This window comes from Pseudomonas sp. PGPPP1, from assembly GCF_002255865.1.
GTDB classification, from domain to species: domain Bacteria; phylum Pseudomonadota; class Gammaproteobacteria; order Pseudomonadales; family Pseudomonadaceae; genus Aquipseudomonas; species Aquipseudomonas cremoris.
In genome coordinates this window covers 61,336-80,584 of sequence record NZ_NKIG01000017.1, presented here as the reverse complement: position 1 = coordinate 80,584, position 19,249 = coordinate 61,336, and the positions used below count along the sequence as shown (strand labels likewise).

General features: G+C 59.6%; 18 protein-coding genes. 5 read left to right on the top strand and 13 right to left on the bottom strand.

Annotated elements, in window-relative coordinates; translation table 11 throughout:
* Positions 1–242: 242 nt before the first annotated feature.
* On the bottom strand, positions 243–1,931 hold the full coding sequence (fadD2, locus tag CFE47_RS19045) for a long-chain-fatty-acid--CoA ligase FadD2 (protein ID WP_286839385.1): 1,689 nt from the start codon (positions 1,929–1,931) through the stop codon (positions 243–245).
* Positions 1,932–2,140: 209 nt separating this feature from the next.
* On the opposite strand from fadD2, the gene CFE47_RS19040 reads away from it, so the two are divergent.
* Both CFE47_RS19040 and CFE47_RS19035 read left to right on the top strand, forming a co-directional pair.
* On the top strand, positions 2,141–3,085 hold the full coding sequence (locus CFE47_RS19040; protein WP_185707953.1) for an alpha/beta hydrolase: 945 nt from the start codon (positions 2,141–2,143) through the stop codon (positions 3,083–3,085).
* Between the two features lie 54 nt (positions 3,086–3,139).
* Positions 3,140–3,610: a MaoC family dehydratase gene (locus tag CFE47_RS19035; RefSeq protein ID WP_105523957.1), complete on the top strand. Its 471-nt coding sequence runs from the start codon at positions 3,140–3,142 to the stop codon at positions 3,608–3,610.
* Positions 3,611–3,698: 88 nt separating this feature from the next.
* Here the strand turns inward: CFE47_RS19035 and CFE47_RS19030 are convergent, their stop codons facing one another.
* The gene (locus CFE47_RS19030) at positions 3,699–4,166 is read right to left on the bottom strand and encodes a ferritin-like domain-containing protein (RefSeq protein WP_286839381.1); all 468 of its coding nucleotides are present in this window, start codon (positions 4,164–4,166) and stop codon (positions 3,699–3,701) included.
* Between the two features lie 205 nt (positions 4,167–4,371).
* Between CFE47_RS19030 and CFE47_RS19025 the strand changes: the two genes are divergently transcribed.
* The gene (locus tag CFE47_RS19025) at positions 4,372–4,608 is read left to right on the top strand and encodes a DUF3820 family protein (protein WP_017139191.1); all 237 of its coding nucleotides are present in this window, start codon (positions 4,372–4,374) and stop codon (positions 4,606–4,608) included.
* A 10-nt stretch (positions 4,609–4,618) separates the two neighbouring features.
* A complete protein-coding gene (locus tag CFE47_RS19020) occupies positions 4,619–5,794 on the top strand; it encodes an aminotransferase class V-fold PLP-dependent enzyme (RefSeq protein WP_286839377.1) in 1,176 nt (391 codons plus the stop codon).
* A gap of 205 nt (positions 5,795–5,999) precedes the next feature.
* Here the strand turns inward: CFE47_RS19020 and CFE47_RS19015 are convergent, their stop codons facing one another.
* The 3 genes from CFE47_RS19015 to zwf are packed head-to-tail and all read right to left on the bottom strand — an operon-like array spanning position 6,000 to position 8,849.
* Entirely contained in the window at positions 6,000–6,665 is a 666-nt protein-coding gene (locus CFE47_RS19015; protein WP_185707957.1) for a bifunctional 4-hydroxy-2-oxoglutarate aldolase/2-dehydro-3-deoxy-phosphogluconate aldolase, read from the bottom strand.
* Positions 6,666–6,682: 17 nt separating this feature from the next.
* Positions 6,683–7,396, bottom strand: a complete 714-nt coding sequence (gene pgl / locus CFE47_RS19010) for a 6-phosphogluconolactonase (RefSeq protein ID WP_286839373.1) — start codon at positions 7,394–7,396, stop codon at positions 6,683–6,685.
* The gene (gene zwf, locus CFE47_RS19005; RefSeq protein WP_185707961.1) at positions 7,383–8,849 is read right to left on the bottom strand and encodes a glucose-6-phosphate dehydrogenase; all 1,467 of its coding nucleotides are present in this window, start codon (positions 8,847–8,849) and stop codon (positions 7,383–7,385) included. The genes pgl and zwf overlap by 14 nt, the downstream gene beginning before the upstream one ends.
* Before the next feature lie 219 nt (positions 8,850–9,068).
* Here zwf and CFE47_RS19000 point away from each other — a divergent pair, with 219 nt between their 5' ends.
* Entirely contained in the window at positions 9,069–9,929 is an 861-nt protein-coding gene (locus CFE47_RS19000; RefSeq protein WP_185708207.1) for a MurR/RpiR family transcriptional regulator, read from the top strand.
* 113 nt (positions 9,930–10,042) lie between these two features.
* Here CFE47_RS19000 and CFE47_RS18995 read toward each other — a convergent pair whose 3' ends face one another.
* The 8 genes from CFE47_RS18995 to CFE47_RS18960 form a co-directional block, all read right to left on the bottom strand.
* Entirely contained in the window at positions 10,043–10,888 is an 846-nt protein-coding gene (locus CFE47_RS18995) for a D-hexose-6-phosphate mutarotase (protein ID WP_286839371.1), read from the bottom strand.
* A gap of 151 nt (positions 10,889–11,039) precedes the next feature.
* A complete protein-coding gene (locus CFE47_RS18990; protein ID WP_185707965.1) occupies positions 11,040–12,386 on the bottom strand; it encodes a carbohydrate porin in 1,347 nt (448 codons plus the stop codon).
* A gap of 85 nt (positions 12,387–12,471) precedes the next feature.
* Complete coding sequence (locus tag CFE47_RS18985) at positions 12,472–13,632, bottom strand: ABC transporter ATP-binding protein (RefSeq protein ID WP_185707967.1); 1,161 nt, start codon at positions 13,630–13,632, stop codon at positions 12,472–12,474.
* 2 nt (positions 13,633–13,634) lie between these two features.
* A complete protein-coding gene (locus tag CFE47_RS18980) occupies positions 13,635–14,480 on the bottom strand; it encodes a carbohydrate ABC transporter permease (protein ID WP_185707969.1) in 846 nt (281 codons plus the stop codon).
* On the bottom strand, positions 14,473–15,381 hold the full coding sequence (locus CFE47_RS18975; protein WP_053257700.1) for a carbohydrate ABC transporter permease: 909 nt from the start codon (positions 15,379–15,381) through the stop codon (positions 14,473–14,475). The genes CFE47_RS18980 and CFE47_RS18975 overlap by 8 nt, the downstream gene beginning before the upstream one ends.
* Positions 15,382–15,461: 80 nt before the next feature.
* Positions 15,462–16,748, bottom strand: coding sequence for an ABC transporter substrate-binding protein (locus tag CFE47_RS18970; protein ID WP_185707971.1), 1,287 nt, complete (start codon positions 16,746–16,748; stop codon positions 15,462–15,464).
* Positions 16,749–16,852: 104 nt separating this feature from the next.
* Complete coding sequence (locus CFE47_RS18965) at positions 16,853–18,112, bottom strand: D-mannose isomerase (protein ID WP_286839366.1); 1,260 nt, start codon at positions 18,110–18,112, stop codon at positions 16,853–16,855.
* A gap of 279 nt (positions 18,113–18,391) precedes the next feature.
* Positions 18,392–19,222, bottom strand: a complete 831-nt coding sequence (locus CFE47_RS18960) for an ATPase (protein WP_185707975.1) — start codon at positions 19,220–19,222, stop codon at positions 18,392–18,394.
* Positions 19,223–19,249 lie beyond the last annotated feature (27 nt).

Sequence of the window (19,249 nt, the reverse complement as noted above, 5' to 3'; positions counted from 1 at the left end):
GGGCCCTACAGTCATAATCACGACTGTCCTACAACATCTGGTCACACTTTAAACTGGCCTGAAATGGCCTCATGGAAGGCTCTGGAACGGGCTTTACAGATCAATAAATAACAATGTGGGAGCTGGCTTGCCTGCGATGCATGCACCTCGGTACGTCAGACAAAACCGAGGTGATGCTATCGCAGGCAAGCCAGCTCCCACACAAGCCCGCTCCCACAGTTTTATTGCATTTCAATTCAAGGTCAGGCGATGTCGCGCAGCTCCCTGCGCAGGATCTTGCCCACTGGCGTCATCGGCAACGATTCGCGCAGCACAATATGCTTGGGCACCTTGTACCCCGTGAAGTTGGTCTTGCAGTACGCCTTCAACTCCTCAAGGCTCACGCCCTCGGCACGCGCCACTACAAACAGCTTCACCGCCTCTCCCGTGCGCTCATCCGGTACTCCGATCACCGCGCAGTTGGCCACCGCCGGGTGGGCCATCACCACGTCCTCGATTTCGTTGGGGTACACGTTGAAGCCCGACACAATGATCAGGTCCTTCTTGCGGTCGACGATGCGCACAAACCCATCCTCGTCGATCACGGCAATGTCGCCTGTCTTGAGCCAACCTTCAGCATCAAGGGTGTCAGCAGTAGCGGCCGGTTGCTGCCAGTAGCCCTTCATTACCTGCGGGCCCTTGATGCACAACTCTCCGCGCTCGCCCAAGGGCAGCTCGACGCCGTGGTCGTCGATCACCTTCATCGCCGTGCCCGGCACCGGAATGCCCACGGTGCCCAGCCGCGATTTATTGCCATAGGGGTTGGTGCTGGCGACTGGCGATGTTTCGGTCAGGCCATAACCCTCGCCAATCGCACAGCCGGTGATTTGCTGCCAGCGTTCGGCGGTGGCCTTGATCAAGGCAGTGCCGCCGGAGTTGGTGAGCTTTAGGTGAGAAAAATCCAGGGTCTTGAACTGCGGATGATCCATCAACGCCACAAACAACGTGTTGAGCCCCAGCACCCCGGTAAACCGCCACTTTTTCAGTTCCTTGATAAAGCCGCCAATGTCCCGCGGGTTGGTGATCAGCACGTTGTGGTTGCCGGACACCATCATGCACATGCAATTCGCGGTGAATGCATAGATGTGGTACAGCGGCAGGGGCGCGATCATCACCTCCTGCCCTTCCTTGATCAGCGGGTGGCCGTCCTCGCCCGTCTGGGACATGCAGGCACGTACCTGCTGCATGTTCGCCACCAGGTTGCCATGGGTCAGCATCGCGCCCTTGGCCAGGCCCGTGGTGCCGCCGGTGTATTGCAGCACGGCGATATCCTCCAGGCTCACCGGATGGCGGGTTACTCCCAGGCCCGCGCCCATGCGCAGTGCACGCTTGAACGACACGGCGCGTGGCAGGCTGTAGGCCGGGACCATCTTCTTGACTTTGTCGACCACCGTGTTGATCAGCCAGCCCTTGGCGGCTGGCATGAAGTCGCCCATCTTGGCTTCGATCAGGTAGTCGATCTCGGTGTCAGTGCACACCTCCTGCACCCGCGAGCCAAACAGGTTCAGATAGACCAGCGCACGCACGCCTGCATCCTTGAACTGGTGGCGCATCTCACGCGGGGTGTACAACGGGTTGGTGTTGACCACGATCAACCCGGCACGCAGGGCGCCGAACACGGCAATCGGGTAATGCAGCACGTTGGGCATCTGCACGGCGATACGGTCGCCGGGCTTGAGGTCGGTGTGCTGTTGCAGGTAGCCGGCAAACGCCGCGCTTTGGCGCTCAAGCTCGGCGTAGGTCAGGGTAATGCCCATGTTGCTGAACGCCGGACGGTCGGCAAAGGCCTTGCAGGAACGCTCGAAGACTTCGATCACCGACTTGTACGCCGTGAGGTCGATGTCATTGGGAACGCCCGCGGCGCGTTTGTCATTCCAGAAATCAGGTTGCATTATTCTTGTCCTCTTACCTGAATGTGTCCGGCCGCTTTTGGACTTTATAAAAAGCGGAGCTTTGGGGACGTTAGCAGCTATGGCCAAACAGGCAAATACAGGAAAGAGCGTCATTAACTGCGTGAATCTTCCTACACGGCCTTGCACTGATCAGGCGCTTTCCCTGGGATGCGCTATACACTGCAACGACCCTGAGCAAAGGAATCGCCATGAACCACAGCACATTCTGGCTGACCGCGAATGACCGCAGCCGCCTGTACGTCAATCAATGGATGCCAGAGGGCCCGGCCAAAGCCCTGGTGATGCTGTCCCATGGCATGGCCGAGCACAGCGGACGCTATGGGCGGCTGGCCGAAGCGTTGTGTGGCGCGGGCTACGGCTTATATGCGCTGGACCAGCGCGGCCATGGCCGCACTGCAGACGAAGGCACCCTGGGCCTGTATGCCGAACAGGATGGCTGGAACAAAGTGGTCGGCGACCTGGCCAGCCTCAACCAGCACATCGCCCATCAACAACCGGGGCTGCCGATCATTTTGCTCGGGCACAGCATGGGCAGCTATATCGCTCAGGCTTACCTGCTGCACCACAGCGCCAGCCTGAGTGGGGTGGTGCTCAGCGGTTCGAATTTCCAACCAGTGGCGCTGTACCGCGCCGCACGGGTGATCGCGCGTATCGAGCGAGCACGCCAGGGGCTACGCGGGCGCAGTGCGTTGATCGAATTCCTGTCGTTCGGGTCGTTCAACAAGGCGTTCAAGCCCAACCGCACGGCGTTCGACTGGCTCAGCCGTGACCCGGCCGAAGTCGATAAGTACATCAATGATCCGCTGTGCGGGTTCCGTTGCACCAACCAGCTGTGGATCGACTTGCTGGGCGGGTTGCAGCAGATCAGCAAAGCGTCCAATCTCGCCCAGATCGATCCGGGCTTGCCGATCCTGGTGACCGGCGGCGAATGTGATCCGGTGAGTGAAGGCAAGCGTCTCACCAGCCTGGCCAACGCCCTGCGCGAAGCCGGCTGCCAGCACCTGCAATTGAAGATCTACCCGCAGGCGCGTCATGAAGTGTTCAATGAAACCAACCGCGATGAAGTCACAGCGGATGTGCTGACGTGGCTCGATCAGGCCCTGACTTTGCGCAGGCCGACTCGCTGCGAATAATTTGTTTAAAATCAGCCCATTAAATTACCGATTAGCCACAGGATGCACCTTTAGATGACCCAGGTAACCAACACCCCGTACGAAGCCCTCGAAGTCGGCCAGACCGCCAGCTACAGCAAATTGGTGGAAGAGCGCGATATCCAGCTGTTCGCCGCGATGTCCGGTGACCACAACCCGGTGCACCTGGACGCCGAGTACGCCAAGGCCACCATGTTCAAGGAGCGTATCGCCCACGGTATGTTCAGCGGCGCCTTGATCAGCGCAGCCGTTGCATGCGAGCTGCCTGGGCCGGGCACGATCTACATCGGCCAGCAGATGAGCTTCCAGAAACCAGTGAAAATCGGTGACACCCTGACCGTGCGCCTGGAAATCCTCGAGAAGCTGCCGAAGTTTCGTGTGCGCATCGCAACGCGTGTGTTCAACCAGCGCGATGAGTTGGTGGTGGACGGTGAAGCGGAGATTCTGGCGCCGCGTAAACAGCAGGAAGTTACCTTGACCGAGTTGCCGCCGATCACCATCGGCTGATCTCGATCTAAAGTTTTACACAGCACAAATGTGGGAGGGGGCTTGCTGCCCCCTCCCACATTTTTTTACAGCATTTACAGCACCGGGCTTACGACCGAGCGCGAGCCTGGTTACGCAGGGCTTTCACCTGGTCGTGATTGCGTTGCGCACCGTGGAACTGACGCTCTACCAGGTCGCGGATACCCAGCAGGTTGTGCTTGTTGATCTTCTCGATCGCTTCCTTGTAAGCCTTCAGGGCGTGGTCTTCACCGCGCTCGGCTTCGTTCAGCACCGCTTCTTCGTCTTTACCGGTGACCAGCGACTTCACGTCGACCCAGCCACGGTGCAAGGCACCGGCCACACTGCCGGACTCTTCCGGATCGCCGCCCAAGGCACGTACAGCGGTTTGCAGCTCGGCAGCGGCGGTTGCACAGTCGGCCGAGCGCTTGACGAACAACGCTTTGAGCTCTGGATGCTTGATATCTTCAGCACAGGTGGCGAAACCTTTCTGGCCGTCTTTGCTGGTCTCGATCAGGTCGTTGAGTACGGAGATCGATTCTTTATTGATGTCAGTCATTTTCTAATTCCTTGTGCGGGTTAGGAAGGTTGTCTTAATGATTGCAGCGCCCGTGCCAAGTTTTCGAAAACGTTATTTTCCTTATTTATCAGTAACTTAATAATTATTGAACCATCTGTATGTACGTTATTTGCATGATCTGTCATTTGGCCTTCATGCAGAATGCCTGTATTTTCCAAGGCCTCGACTCAATCGCTTGAAGCCCATGAACCCGGAAAAACTCGAACTGCTGATCACCCGCGAAATGCCCTTCGGCAAGTACAAGGGAAGGATCATCGCCGACCTGCCCGGCCCCTACCTGAATTGGTTCGCCCGTGAAGGGTTTCCCCACGGTGAACTGGGCGGCCTGCTGGCACTGATGCAGGAAATCGACCACAACGGTCTGTCCGAACTGCTCGAACCTCTGCGTGTAAAACACGGTAAACCTGCCCCTCGCCATTAAGAGCCTCGCCATGCCAAGGAATGCTGATAACGAACACCACTGGCACGCCATCGCCCAGCGCTATGAGCTGGAGCCCGGCCCGATTAACCTGGAAAACGGCTACTTCGGGCGCATGAGCCGTGCTGTGCGCGCCCAGTACCTGGAGTACGTGGCGTTTATCAACCGCAGCAACTCGCTGTATGTGCGTCAGCGTTTCGAAACAGGCGAAAACGTCGAGATCCGTCGCCAACTGGCCGAACTCATCGACGTCGACCCCCAGGCGGTCGCCTTCACCCGCAACGCCACCGAAGCCTTGCAGTCGCTGATCCGTAACTACAACCGCCTGCAGCCGGGCGACCAAGTGTTGATCAGCGACCTGGAGTACGACACGGTCAAAGGCGCCATGCGCTGGTTGGCTGGCGTGCGAGGGGTGGAGGTGATCGAACTGTCCCACACACACCCGGCCACTTTCGACAGCCTGTTGCAAACCTATCGCGATGCATTTGAGCAATACCCCCGCCTCAAGCTGATGGCGTTGACCCACGTCACCCATCGCACCGGCCTGGTGATGCCGGTCGAGGCGATTGCCAAAGCGGCACGCGCGCATGATGTCGACGTGATCCTCGATGGCGCTCACGCCCTGGGCCAGATCGAGTTCAGCCTCGCCGAGCTGGGCATCCAGTTTGCCGGCTTCAACCTGCACAAGTGGATCGGTGCACCGCTGACCCTGGGCTTTTTGTACATCGCCCCTGAGCGCCTGGCCGATATCGACCCGGACATGGGCGAGTTTCACTACCCCATTACGGACGTGCGCGCCCGCACGTCCTACAGCACGCCGAACTTTCCAGCACTGATGACCTTGCCACTGGTGTTTGAAGAACACCGCGCCTTGGGTGGCTCGGCAGCCAAAGGGGCACGGGTGAATCACCTGCGCAATCTTTGGGTAAGCCAGGTGCGTTCATTGCCGGGGATTGAGGTGCTGACGTCGGATGATCCAAGGTTGTATTGCGGGATCACGGCGTTCACGTTTGCTGGACGAGATCAGCAGGTGATGGCAGATCGACTGCTCAAGGACTTCAACCTGTTCACCACCACGCGTACCGGCGCAGCGTTTGGCACCTGTATTCGGGTGACACCGGGGTTGGTGACGTCGGCGGCGGATATCGGTGTGTTGGTCAACGCCATTACCGAACTGAACACAGATTAAAAATGTGGGAGCTGGCTTGCCTGCGATGGCGGTGGGCCAGTCCCAGTCGCATTGACTGAATGACCGCTATCGCAGGCAAGCCAGCTCCCACATTCGAATCACGGTGCCTGGAGGTCTTTATCCAGGCAAAAAAAAAAGCGGCACACCGACCAAGTGCGCCGCAAAAATGCCGTTAAGCACAGCAACAACGATTCGTTAAATCAGATCAATCCAGCAGCGCCAGCGCCTCGGCGGTGACTTCCTGGATACGGCCCCAGTCGCCGTTCTTGACCCATTCCGGGTCGAGCATCCAGCTACCGCCCACGCACATCACGTTTTTCAACGCCATGTAGCTCTTGATGTTGGCCGGGCCGACGCCGCCGGTTGGGCAGAATTTCACTTCGCCAAACGGGCCACCCAGCGCCTTGATCGCCGCCACGCCGCCGCTGACTTCAGCCGGGAACAACTTGAAGCGGCGATACCCCAGGCCATAGCCTTCCATGATGCCCGAGGCATTGCTGATGCCCGGCAGCAGCGGGATCGGGCTGTGTACCGAGGCTTCCAGCAGGTCGCGGGTAATGCCCGGGGTGACGATAAACTGCGAACCGGCAACTTCGGCTGCTTCGAGCATATGACGGTCCAGCACGGTACCGGCACCAGTGCACAGTTCCGGGCGTTGCTCGCGCAATACCTGAATGGCCTTGAGGCCGAACTGCGAACGCAGGGTCACTTCCAATGCAGTCAAACCACCCGCGGCCAGGGCATCGGCCAGCGGCAGGATGTCCTGTTCGCGGGCGATGGTGATCACCGGCAGGATCCGCGCCTTGGCGCAGAGGCTGTCGATCAGGGCAACTTTGTCCGCCATGGACACGGTCGGTTGAGGGCTGTTCATAGCGGCTGATCCTTGGCTCATGGGCACCAGTAAATCTCTAATGTAGGTTGCAAAAACGCGCGAATCGGCATGGCAGAGACGTCGTCACTGGCCAGCGCGGCGCTCAAGGTGGTCAATTTCGAACTGCCGGAAATCGACAGTACGGTGTAGTTCGCCGAGGCCAACAGCGCGCGACTCATGGTCAGGCGCTGGTGCGGCACGGTCGGTGCCAGCATCGGCCAGCAACGGCGGGTACCGTCGGGCTGCAGGGCTTCGGTCAGGTTTGGGCTGTTGGGGAACAGCGATGCGGTGTGACCGTCATCGCCCATGCCCAGCACCAGCACATCAATCGTCGGCAATTCCGCGAGCAAGCGATCAGCCTGCTCGGCCGCCTCTTCAAGGTTGGCGGCGGCGCTGTACAGGCTGAGGAACTTTGCCTTGGCTGCCGGGCCTTGCAGCAAGTGCTGCTTCAACAGGCCAGCATTGCTATCGGCGTGCTCCACCGGCACCCAGCGTTCGTCGGCCAGGGTAATGGTCACCTTGGACCAGTCCAGGCCTTGCTTGGCCAGGTTCTGGAAAAATGCCACGGGGCTGCGGCCACCGGACACCACCAACGTCGCCTCGCCACGGGCGCTGATGGCTGTGCGCAGTTGCTCGGCCACGTCATTGGCCAAGCCTTCGGCCAGCAGCACCGGCGTGCGGTACTCATGGGGTGTTACGCCCTGAGGCAGTTTCAAATCAGATATCGCCATACCACGACCTCCCATCCCGCGTGATCAGTGCAATGGAGCTCATCGGCCCCCAGGAACCCGCCGCATACGGCTTGGGTGCATCACCGGATTTTTTCCACCCGGCGATCAACTGGTCACACCATTTCCACGCGGCTTCGATTTCATCTTTACGCACAAACAGGTTCTGATTGCCGCGCATCACTTCCAACAACAACCGCTCGTACGCATCGGGAATCCGCGCGCTGCGATAGGTGTCGGAAAAATTCAGTTGCAGCGGACCGCTGCGCAGTTGCATGCCCTTGTCCAGGCCCTGCTCCTTGGTCATCACGCGCAAGGAAATACCTTCGTCCGGCTGCAGGCGGATGATCAGTTTGTTGCTGATCTGCAAGCGCTGCTCGGGAGCGAAGATGTAGTGGGACGGTTCCTTGAAGTGGATGACGATCTGCGACAGCTTTTGCGGCATGCGCTTGCCGGTGCGCAGGTAGAACGGCACCCCGGCCCAACGCCAGTTGCGGATATCGGCACGCAGGGCGACGAAGGTCTCGGTGTCGCTCTGGGTGTTGGAGTTGTCTTCTTCCAGGTAACCCGGCACGGCTTTACCCGCGCTGTAGCCGGCGATGTACTGGCCGCGCACCACCTGGGTAGTCAGGCCTTCCGGGCTGATCGGCGCCAGGGCCTTGAGCACCTTGACCTTCTCGTCACGGATGCTGTCGGCGGACAGGTCGGCCGGCGGGTCCATGGCGATCAGGCAAAGCAGTTGCAGCAGGTGATTCTGGATCATGTCCCGTAGCTGCCCGGCCTTGTCGAAATAGCCCCAACGGCCTTCGATCCCGACCTGCTCGGCCACGGTGATTTCTACGTGGGAAATGTAATGCTGGTTCCACTGGGTTTCGAACAGGCTGTTGGCAAAACGCAGGGCGATCAGGTTCTGGACGGTTTCTTTGCCCAGGTAGTGGTCGATGCGATAGGTACGGTTCTCCGGGAAGAACTGCGCCACGGCGTCGTTGACCTTGCGCGAGGATTCCAGGTCCGAACCGATGGGTTTTTCCAGCACGACGCGGGTGTTTTCCGCCAGGCCAACCTTGGCCAGGTTCTCGCAAATCGCCCCATACACCGCAGCCGGTGTAGCAAAGTAGGCGATCAGGGTCGGTGCAGTACCGGCAATTTCCGCCAGGGCGGCATAGTCGTCAGCATTTTTGAAATCGACGTGTACGTAGGTCAAACGAGCCAGGAAGCGCTGGGCAATGGCTTCGTCCAGCTCTTTGCCGACGTACTTGCGCAACTCTTTTTCGATATGGGCCACGTGCTCCTGCGCGGAACCGGCCTCACGGGCCAAGGCCAGGATACGGGTGTCGTCGTGCAGAAGCCCGGCGCCATCGAGTTGATAGAGGGCAGGAAATAACTTGCGCAGCGCCAGATCACCCAAGGCGCCAAACAGGGCAAAGGTGCAGGGTTCTACGGTTATCGAAGGCATGATGTTTGTTCTTTTATCAAGTTAAGCTACAAATACCTTTTTTCAAGGCATCACTCAAGGAAAAATGTAGTAATAACCACAACATTTTCCCGAAATACGCATTCCGAGTGGTGGTGTTCAGCTACCCTCAGTAGGATAGGCCACCGCAAAAGACCACTGGTCGATTGGTTGCCACCCCCTATTTGCATCGTCGCCCGAAGGAAAGACTGAATGGACCGCGTGCGAAATCTTCTGGAACAGATCCAGAACCGCCTCGAAGAATTGAACAAGGCCGAGAAAAAAGTCGCCGAGGTCATCCTGCTCAACCCACAGCAGGCGACCCGCTTCTCTATCGCCGCCCTCGCCCAAGCCGCCTCGGTCAGTGAACCGACGGTCAACCGTTTCTGCCGTTCGTTCGGCGTCAGCGGTTACCCTGAACTGAAATTGCAGCTAGCGCAAAGCCTGGCCAGTGGCGCGGCGTACGTCAGCCGCGCCGTGGAAGCCGATGATAACCCCGAGGCCTACACCCAGAAGATCTTTGGCAGCGCCATCGCGTCCCTGGACAGCGCCTGCCAGGCCCTGGATCCGGCCCTGATCAGCAAGGCCGTGGACCTGTTGATCCAGGCGCGGCAGATCCACTTCTTCGGCCTGGGTGCTTCGGCACCGGTGGCCATGGACGCACTGCACAAGTTCTTCCGTTTCAACCTGGCCGTTACCGCCCATGCCGACGTGCTGATGCAGCGCATGATCGCCTCGGTGGCCCACACGGGTGAGTTGTTCGTGATCATTTCCTACACTGGGCGTACCCGTGAGCTGGTGGAAGTGGCGCGTATCGCCCGCAGCAACGGTGCCTCGGTGCTGGGCGTGACGGCTGAGAACTCGCCATTGGCCAAGGCCAGTACGGTAAGCCTGAACATTCCATTGCCGGAAGACACCGACATCTATATGCCGATGACCTCGCGGATCATCCAGTTGACGGTGCTGGATGTACTGGCAACCGGCATGACCTTGCGTCGCGGGGTGGATTTCCAGCCGCATTTGCGCAAGATCAAAGAGAGCTTGAATGACAGCCGGTATCCGGTGGGGGATGAGTTTAACTAGCAGGCATCTCCACCCGCAGTACCGACCCTATCGCAGGCAGGCCAGCTCCCACAGGGGAATGCATTCCAAATGTGGGAGCTGGCTTGCCTGCGATAGCGCCATCAGCATCACCGCTAAACCCCTGCCCGAGCCTGCAAACTCAAATGCGCCCTCTCCCCCGGCGCCAGGCTCGCCCCGGCCATCGCCGATTCCACACATACAAACCCCGATGCCTCGTTGAAGCTCACCCCCAACAGCGGCCGGCTGCCCGGATGCCACACCACGGTGTCGGCGCTGTCGCCGGTGTCGATGCACAGTTCGCGTTGCCAGGCGTGGTCTTTAAGCTGCAGTTCGCCGTCATGCTGGAACACCCGCTGGCAGCCACCGTCCACCCGTAGCTCACCTTCCTGCTGACAGGTTTGGCGACTGAGCTGGTCATAACCTTGCGCCCCGTCGAGCCCAGACAGCGCTATCTCATCAACATGACCAATACGCCAATAAGCATGCAACGCATGGCTCAGCTGACACGGCAGTTCATCCTGATGCTCGGTGCTCAGGCGCAGTTCCAGGGTTTCGCCCAGGTGCGCGTGCAGGTCGACCTGCCAGTCGCACAGCTGCAATTGCCAGTGCAGGCGCACGCCGTCGTCGTCGGTGCTGCTGTCGAGCAATTTCCAGTCGATCAGGCGCGCCCAACCGTGGGACGGCCAGGCGTTTTCGCTGGGATGACGGCCATACCACGGCCAGCACACCGGCACGCCACCACGAATGGCACCGACCTGTGGCCACTTGGCCGCGCACCACAACCAGGGTTTTTGCCCCGTGGGCTGAAAGTGCAGCAGTTGCGCGCCCTGGCGACTGAACACCGCCTGGCACAGTGGATGGTCGATCACCAACACATCACGCATCTGAAAACGCTCCCACGCAAACACCGGTCGTTCGCGCAGGGATTTGAAAAAGCGTTGCAGCGGTTGCTCGTGCATTTGCCACAGTCCTGAATGTCTTTGTGGGAGCTCCTGGATCGCAGGCAAGCCAGCTCCCACAGGGAGATGTGCTCCCCTTCCCCAAAAAAAAGCGGATAGCCATGGCTACCCGCAAAATGCGCACAGAGAGAAGGAGCTTATCGCAACAGCGTTAGAACGTAGACTGAATTTTCAGGCCCGCTACCAACGCGTTGTCGACTTCTTTCACGCCGCCTGGGTTGGCGACGTATTGCAGGTTGGGACGCACGGTCAGCCAGTTGGTGACGTGGAAACCGTAGTTGATTTCGACGTTGTACTCGGTGTTGCGCAGGGGTGCGAAACCCGATTGGTCGTAATCGGTGAAACCACCAGCGGCATTGATCAACTCGGCGTTTTTCTTCACGTCACTGTTGGCGTGAATACGGGCGATGCCGATACCCACGTCATCCTTGGTACGCGCGTCGAACGGGCCTTTGTACACCAGCATGACCGACTGGTAGTTGTCGACGAGGTTGGTGTCCTTGTCGTGGAAGGTCACGTTGGCTGCGATGTTCAGGCCGCGGGAAGCGTCGCCATTGTGAGTGGTGAGTTGTTGTTGCAGCACACCCCAGTAGCCGGTCTTGCTGCTGCGAACACGGTAGGCCGCGCCGGTGGTGCCAGCGTCACCGCCGTTGACGTCTTCACGTACGTCGGCAGCATCGGCGGTGCTCTTGTAGTAACCCACACGGTATTCACCCGGCAGGCCATTGACCTTCGGCGACCAGACCAATTCCACCGGAATCACGGTGCCCTTGGTGCCGCTGCCGCTGAGCTTGAAGCCGTTGCCGTGCTCCAGCTGCGATGGGTTCTGGTTGTAGGCACCGATTTGCGCATACAGCTCAGGCGTGATGTTGTACTTCACGCGGATGGCCGCCTGGCTGACAGGCCAGTTGTACCAGGTGTTCACGTAGTTACCCACTTGGGAACCGCAGAACGACAGGTTCTGGAAGTCGCACGGGAAGGTGTTGAAGTCTTCGCCTTCACCGAAGTAACCGAGTTTCACATCCAGCTTGTTGTCGAACATCTGGTGCTGGATCCAGAACTGGGTCAGACGCACCATGTGGCCACGGCCATCGACTTCTTGAGACGAGCTCAAGGTGCCGGCACGCGGGTCGCCAATGCGGTCATTGGAGATGTTCGCGCCATTACGGTTGGTCAGTTGGATCTTGGCCTGGGTGTTATCCCAGCCCCACAGCTTTTGCAGGTCCAGTGCTACGCCCAGACCGAACTGGTCAGCGTAACGGGCAGTTTTGTCGTTGTTGTAGCCACCGTGCAGGTTGCCACCGACTTCGCCGACGTAGTCCGCCTTGATGTCGATACCTTGCTCGATCAGCTTGGTACGCTCGCCGCCCCAATCGCCGGTCATCCACTTGGAATCGGCGCTGAATGCATCGTCCGCCATCGCATTGGCGGACAGTACAAGGGCTGCTGCTGCTGACAGTTGGCAGATCAGCCGGGTGTTGTTGTGTTGCTTTTTCATCCCTACATCCTCGTCTTTATTGTTATTAAACTGTTTTTATCTAACGCGGTTTACTTTTTTTATCTAAAACAACAGCTTATCTACTTCAGCGGCCTTTGAATTGGGCCACATTGTCGGCATGCCCCTGTGCAGGCAATGAAGAAGCAGTGCCCAGACGCTCGCCGGTATTGGCGTCGAACAGCAAAACCTTGGAGGGATCGAATTGCAGGGTCAGCGTCTCGCCCACCTGCGGTGCCACGTCGGGTGCCAAGCGGCAGCAGACCTTGGTGTCATTGAGTTGCACAAACACCAGGGTGTCCGGGCCGGTCGGCTCGGTGACTTGCACCTCGGCACGAATGCTCGACGCACTGTCGCCCTCGCCCGCCGCCAACATGATCTGCTCCGGGCGCAGACCCAGGATCACGTCGCGGTCTTCCAGGCCGGCATCCGTCACGTTCAGCGCCAGCTCGCAACGCGCTTGCCCGCTGTCGAGCAGTGCCACCAGACGTCCGTCCTTGCGCTGCAGGCGCAGGGGCACGAAGTTCATCGGCGGCGAACCGATAAAGCTCGCCACGAACTGGTTGGCCGGGTTGTTGTAGATGTCTTTGGGCGTGCCGAACTGCTGGATGATGCCGTCCTTCATCACCGCAACCTTGTCGCCCAGGGTCATTGCTTCGATCTGGTCGTGGGTCACGTAGACCGTAGTGGTCTTGAGGCGCTGGTGCATCAGCTTCATTTCGGTACGCATCTCGACACGCAACTTGGCGTCGAGGTTGGACAGCGGTTCGTCGAACAGGTAGATCTTCGGCCGACGCGCCAGCGCACGGCCCATGGCCACACGTTGTTGCTGACCACCGGAGAGCTGGCCCGGCTTGCGATTAAGCAAGTGCTCGATCTGCAGCAGCTTGGCCACGCGCGCCACTTCGGCGTCGATATCAGCCTGGGGCATCTTGCGGATCTTGAGGCCGAACTCGATGTTCTCGCGCACGCTCATGGTCGGGTACAACGCGTAGGACTGGAACACCATGGCGATGTCGCGATCCTTGGGGCTCATGCCGCTCACGTCCTGGTCGCCGATCATGATCGCGCCGCCGGTGATGGTCTCAAGGCCGGCGATGCAGTTCATCAGCGTGGATTTGCCGCAACCCGAAGGGCCGACCAGGATCAGGAACTCGCCCTCTTTGATCGACAGTTCGATGTTCTTCAAGGTGTCGGGCAGGCCGGCGCCATAGGTCTTGTTTACATTGCGAAGTTCAAGCGTAGCCATGATTACCCCTTGACCGCGCCGGCCGTGAGGCCGCGCACGAAATACTTGCCTGCGATCACATAGACCAGCAGGGTCGGCAGCCCGGCGATCATCGCCGCTGCCATATCCACGTTATATTCCTTGGCCCCGGTGCTGGTGTTGACCAGGTTGTTCAGCGCCACCGTGATGGGCTGCGAGTCGCCACTGGAGAACACCACGCCGAACAGGAAGTCGTTCCAGATCTGGGTGAACTGCCAGATCAGGCAGACCATGATGATCGGTGTGGACATCGGCAGAATGATCTGACGGAAGATGGTGAAGAAACCTGCACCGTCCAGGCGTGCCGCCTTGATCAGCGCATCCGGAATGCTCACGTAGTAGTTACGGAAAAACAGTGTAGTAAAGGCCAACCCGTAGACCACGTGCACAAACACCAGGCCGGTGGTGGTGCTGGCCAGGCCCATCTTGCCGAGGGTGAACGACGCCGGCAGCAGCACGGTCTGGAACGGCAGGAAGCAGCCAAACAACAGCAGGCCGAAGAACAGTTGCGAACCGCGGAAGCGCCAGAACGACAGCACATAACCGTTCAATGCGCCGATGGCGGTGGAGATCAGCACGGCAGGAACGGTGATCTTGATCGAATTCCAGAAGTAGCCATCCACGGTGGCCCAGGCCTTGACCCAGCCGATGCCGGTGACCACGGTCGGCCAGCTCAGCAGGTTGCCGGTGCTGATGTCTTCCGGGGTCTTGAAGCTGGTGAGCAACATCACCACCAGCGGCACCAGGTACAGCAGCACAGCGAAGATCAGCACCGCGTAGATCGCGATGCGGCTCAGGCTGATGGAAGGTTTGGAGGCGAGACTAGTCATTACGCTTGGTCCTCAGCTCGGAGTAGAGGTAAGGCACGATGATCGCGAGGATCGCACCGAGCATCAGGATTGCACTGGCCGAGCCCATGCCCATCTGGCCACGGCTGAAGGTGAACGAGTACATGAACATCGCGGGCAGGTCGGACGAGTAGCCCGGGCCGCCGGCGGTCATTGCCGCTACCAGGTCGAAGCTCTTGATCGCAATGTGCGCCAGGATCATCACCGCACTGAAGAACACCGGACGCAGGCTTGGCAGCACCACGCTCCAATAGATGCGCGGCAGGCTCGCGCCGTCGATCTGGGCTGCACGGATGATCGACTGGTCGACACCACGCAGGCCGGCGAGGAACATCGCCATGATGAAGCCCGAGGCCTGCCACACGGCAGCGATCACCAGGCAGTAGACCACGCGGTCGGGGTCGATCAGCCAGTCGAGACGGAAGCCTTCCCAGCCCCAGTCCCGCAGGAGTTTGTCCAGGCCCATGCCCGGGTTGAGCAGCCATTTCCAGGCCGTACCGGTAACGATCATCGAGAGCGCCATCGGGTACAGGTAAATGGTGCGGATAAAGCCTTCGCGACGGATTTTCTGGTCGAGAAAAATCGCCAGCGTCACGCCGATGACCAGGGTGATGCCGATAAACATTCCGCCAAACACCGCCAGGTTCTTGCTGGCAACCCACCAGCGGTCGTTGTCGAACAACCGCGCGTATTGCGCAAGGCCCGCCCACTTGTAGCTGGGCAGGAATGTAGACGTGGTGAACGACAGCACAAACGTCCACAGGATGTAGCCGTAGAAGCCCACCAACACGATGAACATGCTCGGCGCCAGCACCAGTTTGGGTAGCCAGCGCTGCAGTGCATCGAACGGCGAGGCTTTGCTGAACACAGCAACAGAACTCATGGGGAAATCCAATACAGGGAAAAAGGACTACAGGAACAGGCCTTGTGAGGGGTTAGGGGTCCCCCTCACAAGGTCAACCGTTACTTGGCAGACTTGATCGCAGCGCCCAACTTCTTGGCGGTGTCGGCCGGGTCGGCTTTCGGGTCGTTGATGTAGTTGGTCACGACATCAAAGAACGCACCTTGCACGGCCAGGGTCGTGGCCATGTTGTGCGCCATGCTTGGTTGCAGGCCGCCGGTCTTGGCATCGGCCAGGAAGTCCTTGGCCGCAGTCTGGGCGCACTCGTCGAAGCCGAGCTTGTCCATTTCATGCAGCATGTCGTTACGAACCGGGATCGAGCCTTTGTTGATGCTGAAGACTTTCTGGAAGTTTTCACCCAGCACGACTTTGGCAATATCCTGCTGGCCAGCCGCAGTGCCTTTGTCTTTCTGCTTGAACACCGCCAGGGAGTCGATGTTGTAGGTGAAGGCTTTGTCGGTGCCCGGGAAGGCTACGCACTCGTAGTCCTTGCCGGCGACTTTCTTGGCAGCCGTCCATTCGGACTTGGCCCAGTCACCCATGATCTGCATGCCGGCCTTGCCGTTGATGACCTTGCCCGCTTCGAGGTTCCAGTCCTGGCCTTTGCCGTCGACGTCCATGTAGGTCGCGACTTTCTTCAGCTCAGTCAGCGCCTTGACCATTTCCGGGCCAGTCAGCGCGGCGTTGTCCAGGTCGACCAGGGCTTTCTTGTAGCCATCCGCGCCCATTACCGACAGAACCACCGCTTCGAACACGGTGCTGTCCTGCCAAGGCTGGCCACCGTGGGCGAGCGGAATGAAGCCCGCAGCTTTGAGCTTGTCGCCGGCTGCGTAGAATTCTTGAAGGGTGGTTGGGTTCTTGGTGATACCGGCTTTCTTGAAGACTTCCGGGTTGATCCACAGCCAGTTCACGCGGTGGATGTTGACCGGTACGGCGACGTAGTCACCGTCGAACTTCACGGTATCGGAGACTTTCTTGTCGAGCAGGGAGTCCCATTTTTCTTCTTTGGCGACGTCTTTGAGCACGTCGGTGTCGAGCAGGCCAGTGGACGCCCATTCCTGAATGTCCGGACCTTTGATCTGGGCTACACCAGGCGGGTTGCCAGCGACTGCACGGCTTTTCAGCACAGTCATGGCAGTGGCACCGCCGCCGCCTGCAACGGCACCGTCTTTCCAGGTGAAGCCGTCTTTTTCAACTTGGGCCTTCAGGACATCTACAGCCGCTTTCTCACCGCCAGAGGTCCACCAATGCACAACTTCAACCGTCCCTTTCGAGTCGGCGGCAAATGCACTGAGGGGAAACAACGAGGCAATGGAAATAGCGACGGCGAGGCGATTAATCGCGTTCATCTGAGTACCTTTTTTTGTTGTTATGCATGCAAGTCTAGAGCTTGCGCTGCACGGAGTTTAAACAGGGATGTTTAGGGCGCAGGTAACAAAGGGACGTACAAATGTCACCAGCTGGTGACATAAGATCCGGCCCCCAATGCACTGGCCATGCTTGGCGCTAACGGTAGCGCAGGCAGCAGAACCGCTTGCCAGGCATGGTACAGGTCCGGCTTGCCGCCCCAGATGTTGCTGCTGGGTTGGTTGTGTGGGCTGAGTTCGTGGTGCCAACTGCCGTGGACACGGTCGATAAAGTGGGTTTCGCAAAACTCCCAGAAGCACCGGTACCAGGTTTCGTAATGCAACTGGCCGGTGCGCTTGAGCAAGGCCTGGGCGGCTGCGCTGGCTTCGGCGTGGGTCCAGTGCAAGCGCTCGCGCACCACGGGGCGTTGGTTCCAGTCCAGGGTGTAGACGATGCCGGGGGCGCCATCCACCGCCCAGGCGTATTCGCAGGCACTGGCGAACAAGCCCTCAGCGTCGCTCAGCAGCCAGTCCGGTGTAGCCAGCCCGGCGCGCAGGCGTGCGGCTTCCAGGTGCAGCACCAGCCGCGCCCATTCAAAACCATGGCCAGGGGTGATGCCGTAGGGTCGAAAACCATCGGCGGGGTTGTCTTCGTTGTAACCAAGCAACGGTTGCCAATGGGCATCGAAATGCTCGATCACCATGAACTGGTTGGTGGCGGCGTGGGTGTGGATGACGCGCTCGACGATGCGCAAGGCGCGGTCCAGCCAGCGGTTATCACCGGTCACATCGGCCAGCGCCAGGAATGCTTCGGTGGCGTGCATGTTGCTGTTGGCGCCGCGATAGGCCTCGACCCCGCTCCAATCCTGGGCGAAGGACTCGAGCATCACGCCCTCCTCCTCACTCCAGAAGAACTGGTCGATGATATGAATCGCGTCGTTCAACAGCGTTTGCGCACCGGGGGCGCCCGACACCACCGCAGAGCTGGCCGCCAAGGCCACGAACGCATGCAGGTAAGCGGCCTTGCCACGATTGCCATCGAGGGCATGGGGCGTGGCGAACCAGCCACCGTGTTCAGCATCCTTTAATGGGCCGCTGAGCGCCGCGACACCGTGCGCCACCAACTCGGCATAACCGGGCAGCCCCATGGCGTGGGCCATGGCGAAGCTGTGGGTCATGCGGGCGGTGTTCATGGTTTCGGCGTGGGCATTGACCGGCAGTTGGCCTTTATCGTCCAGGTTGCCGAAGCCGTCGGGCAGCCGGGACGCCTTGGCGAATGCCAGCAGGCGCTGGCCTTCGGCGTCGAGCCAGGCGTGATGGGCAGGTGCGTTCAGCCAACTGCTGGCAGGCAGTGGTTGGGTGGTCATGGGTGGCCCTTATTATTGTTGGCGGGATGACCGGAGTCTAAACAAGGGTGGGGTGGGGGCAAGTAACGAAGGGCAAGGGAAATGTCACTGACTGGTGACAATTAAAAATATGGGGAGATGCTTGCCGAACGCGTTCTGTAGTGAGCGGGCTTGCCCCGCGCTGGGTGGCGAAGCCGCCCTAAACCCAGGCAGCTCGGTGTGTCAGCAAGACCAAAGTGGCTGGTTTTGGGGCGGCTTCGCCACCCAGCGCGGGACAAGCCCGCTCACCACAGTAGGGTGTCACTGGCCGAGCGGTGTCGCCCGCGCCGGAGAATTGAGTTGCTGCTGCAGGTTCTGCACCTGGCTCTGCAAGGTGGTGATATTGCGTGTGGTCTGGATGCGGAACACGTCGAACTCTTTATTGGTCGGCGCATCGCTGTTGGCTGGCTTGTTGTCCTGCTCGCTTTTAAGCACCACCAGGTCCTGCTCCAGTCGGGCGATAGCGGCGCTCGGATTGCCCTGTTTCTTCAACGCAGCGACGTCAGCAGCCAGGTCTTTGACCTGAGTATCCCCTTGCGCCGCCTTGAGGGTGGCAACAGCGTCGGTCAGGGCCTGTACCTGGCCTTGCAGCTTGCTGTTGGCGTTGGACAGGTCGGTGGTGCTGGCGGTCATTTGCGCCAGGCGCTTATCCAGTTCGGTGGCCTGGCCGGCCACGCCGACTTGTTGCTTGCCCTGCTCCAGCAACTGGGTCTCCAGTTGCTTGATCTGCAGCTTCAGCGCTTCGCTGCCATTGTTTACGCTGGCCTCGCTGGCCACGACCTTGCCGGAAATGTCCTGCAGGCGCCCCGCGGCTTCTTCGCTGATGCGTGCAAAGCTTTCCTGGGTGGCGACCAATTGCTGGCCCATCAGGGAGATCTGCTGGAAGCTCCACCAGGCAAGGCCCGCAAAGGCGATCAGCAGTGCACCGATCAAGGCCCACAGCGGGCCGGTGCTGGCGCTCTTGACCTTGACCACGGGTGTATTGCGCGACCGCACCGACGTGGCGGGCGAGGGCTCGAAATCATCGTCATCCCCAACGTCGGCCCGCAGGCTGGGCACATTGTCGAAGTCGTCTTTAGCATCGTTGCGCATGAATCAACCCTGAATCGGTGAGGTGGC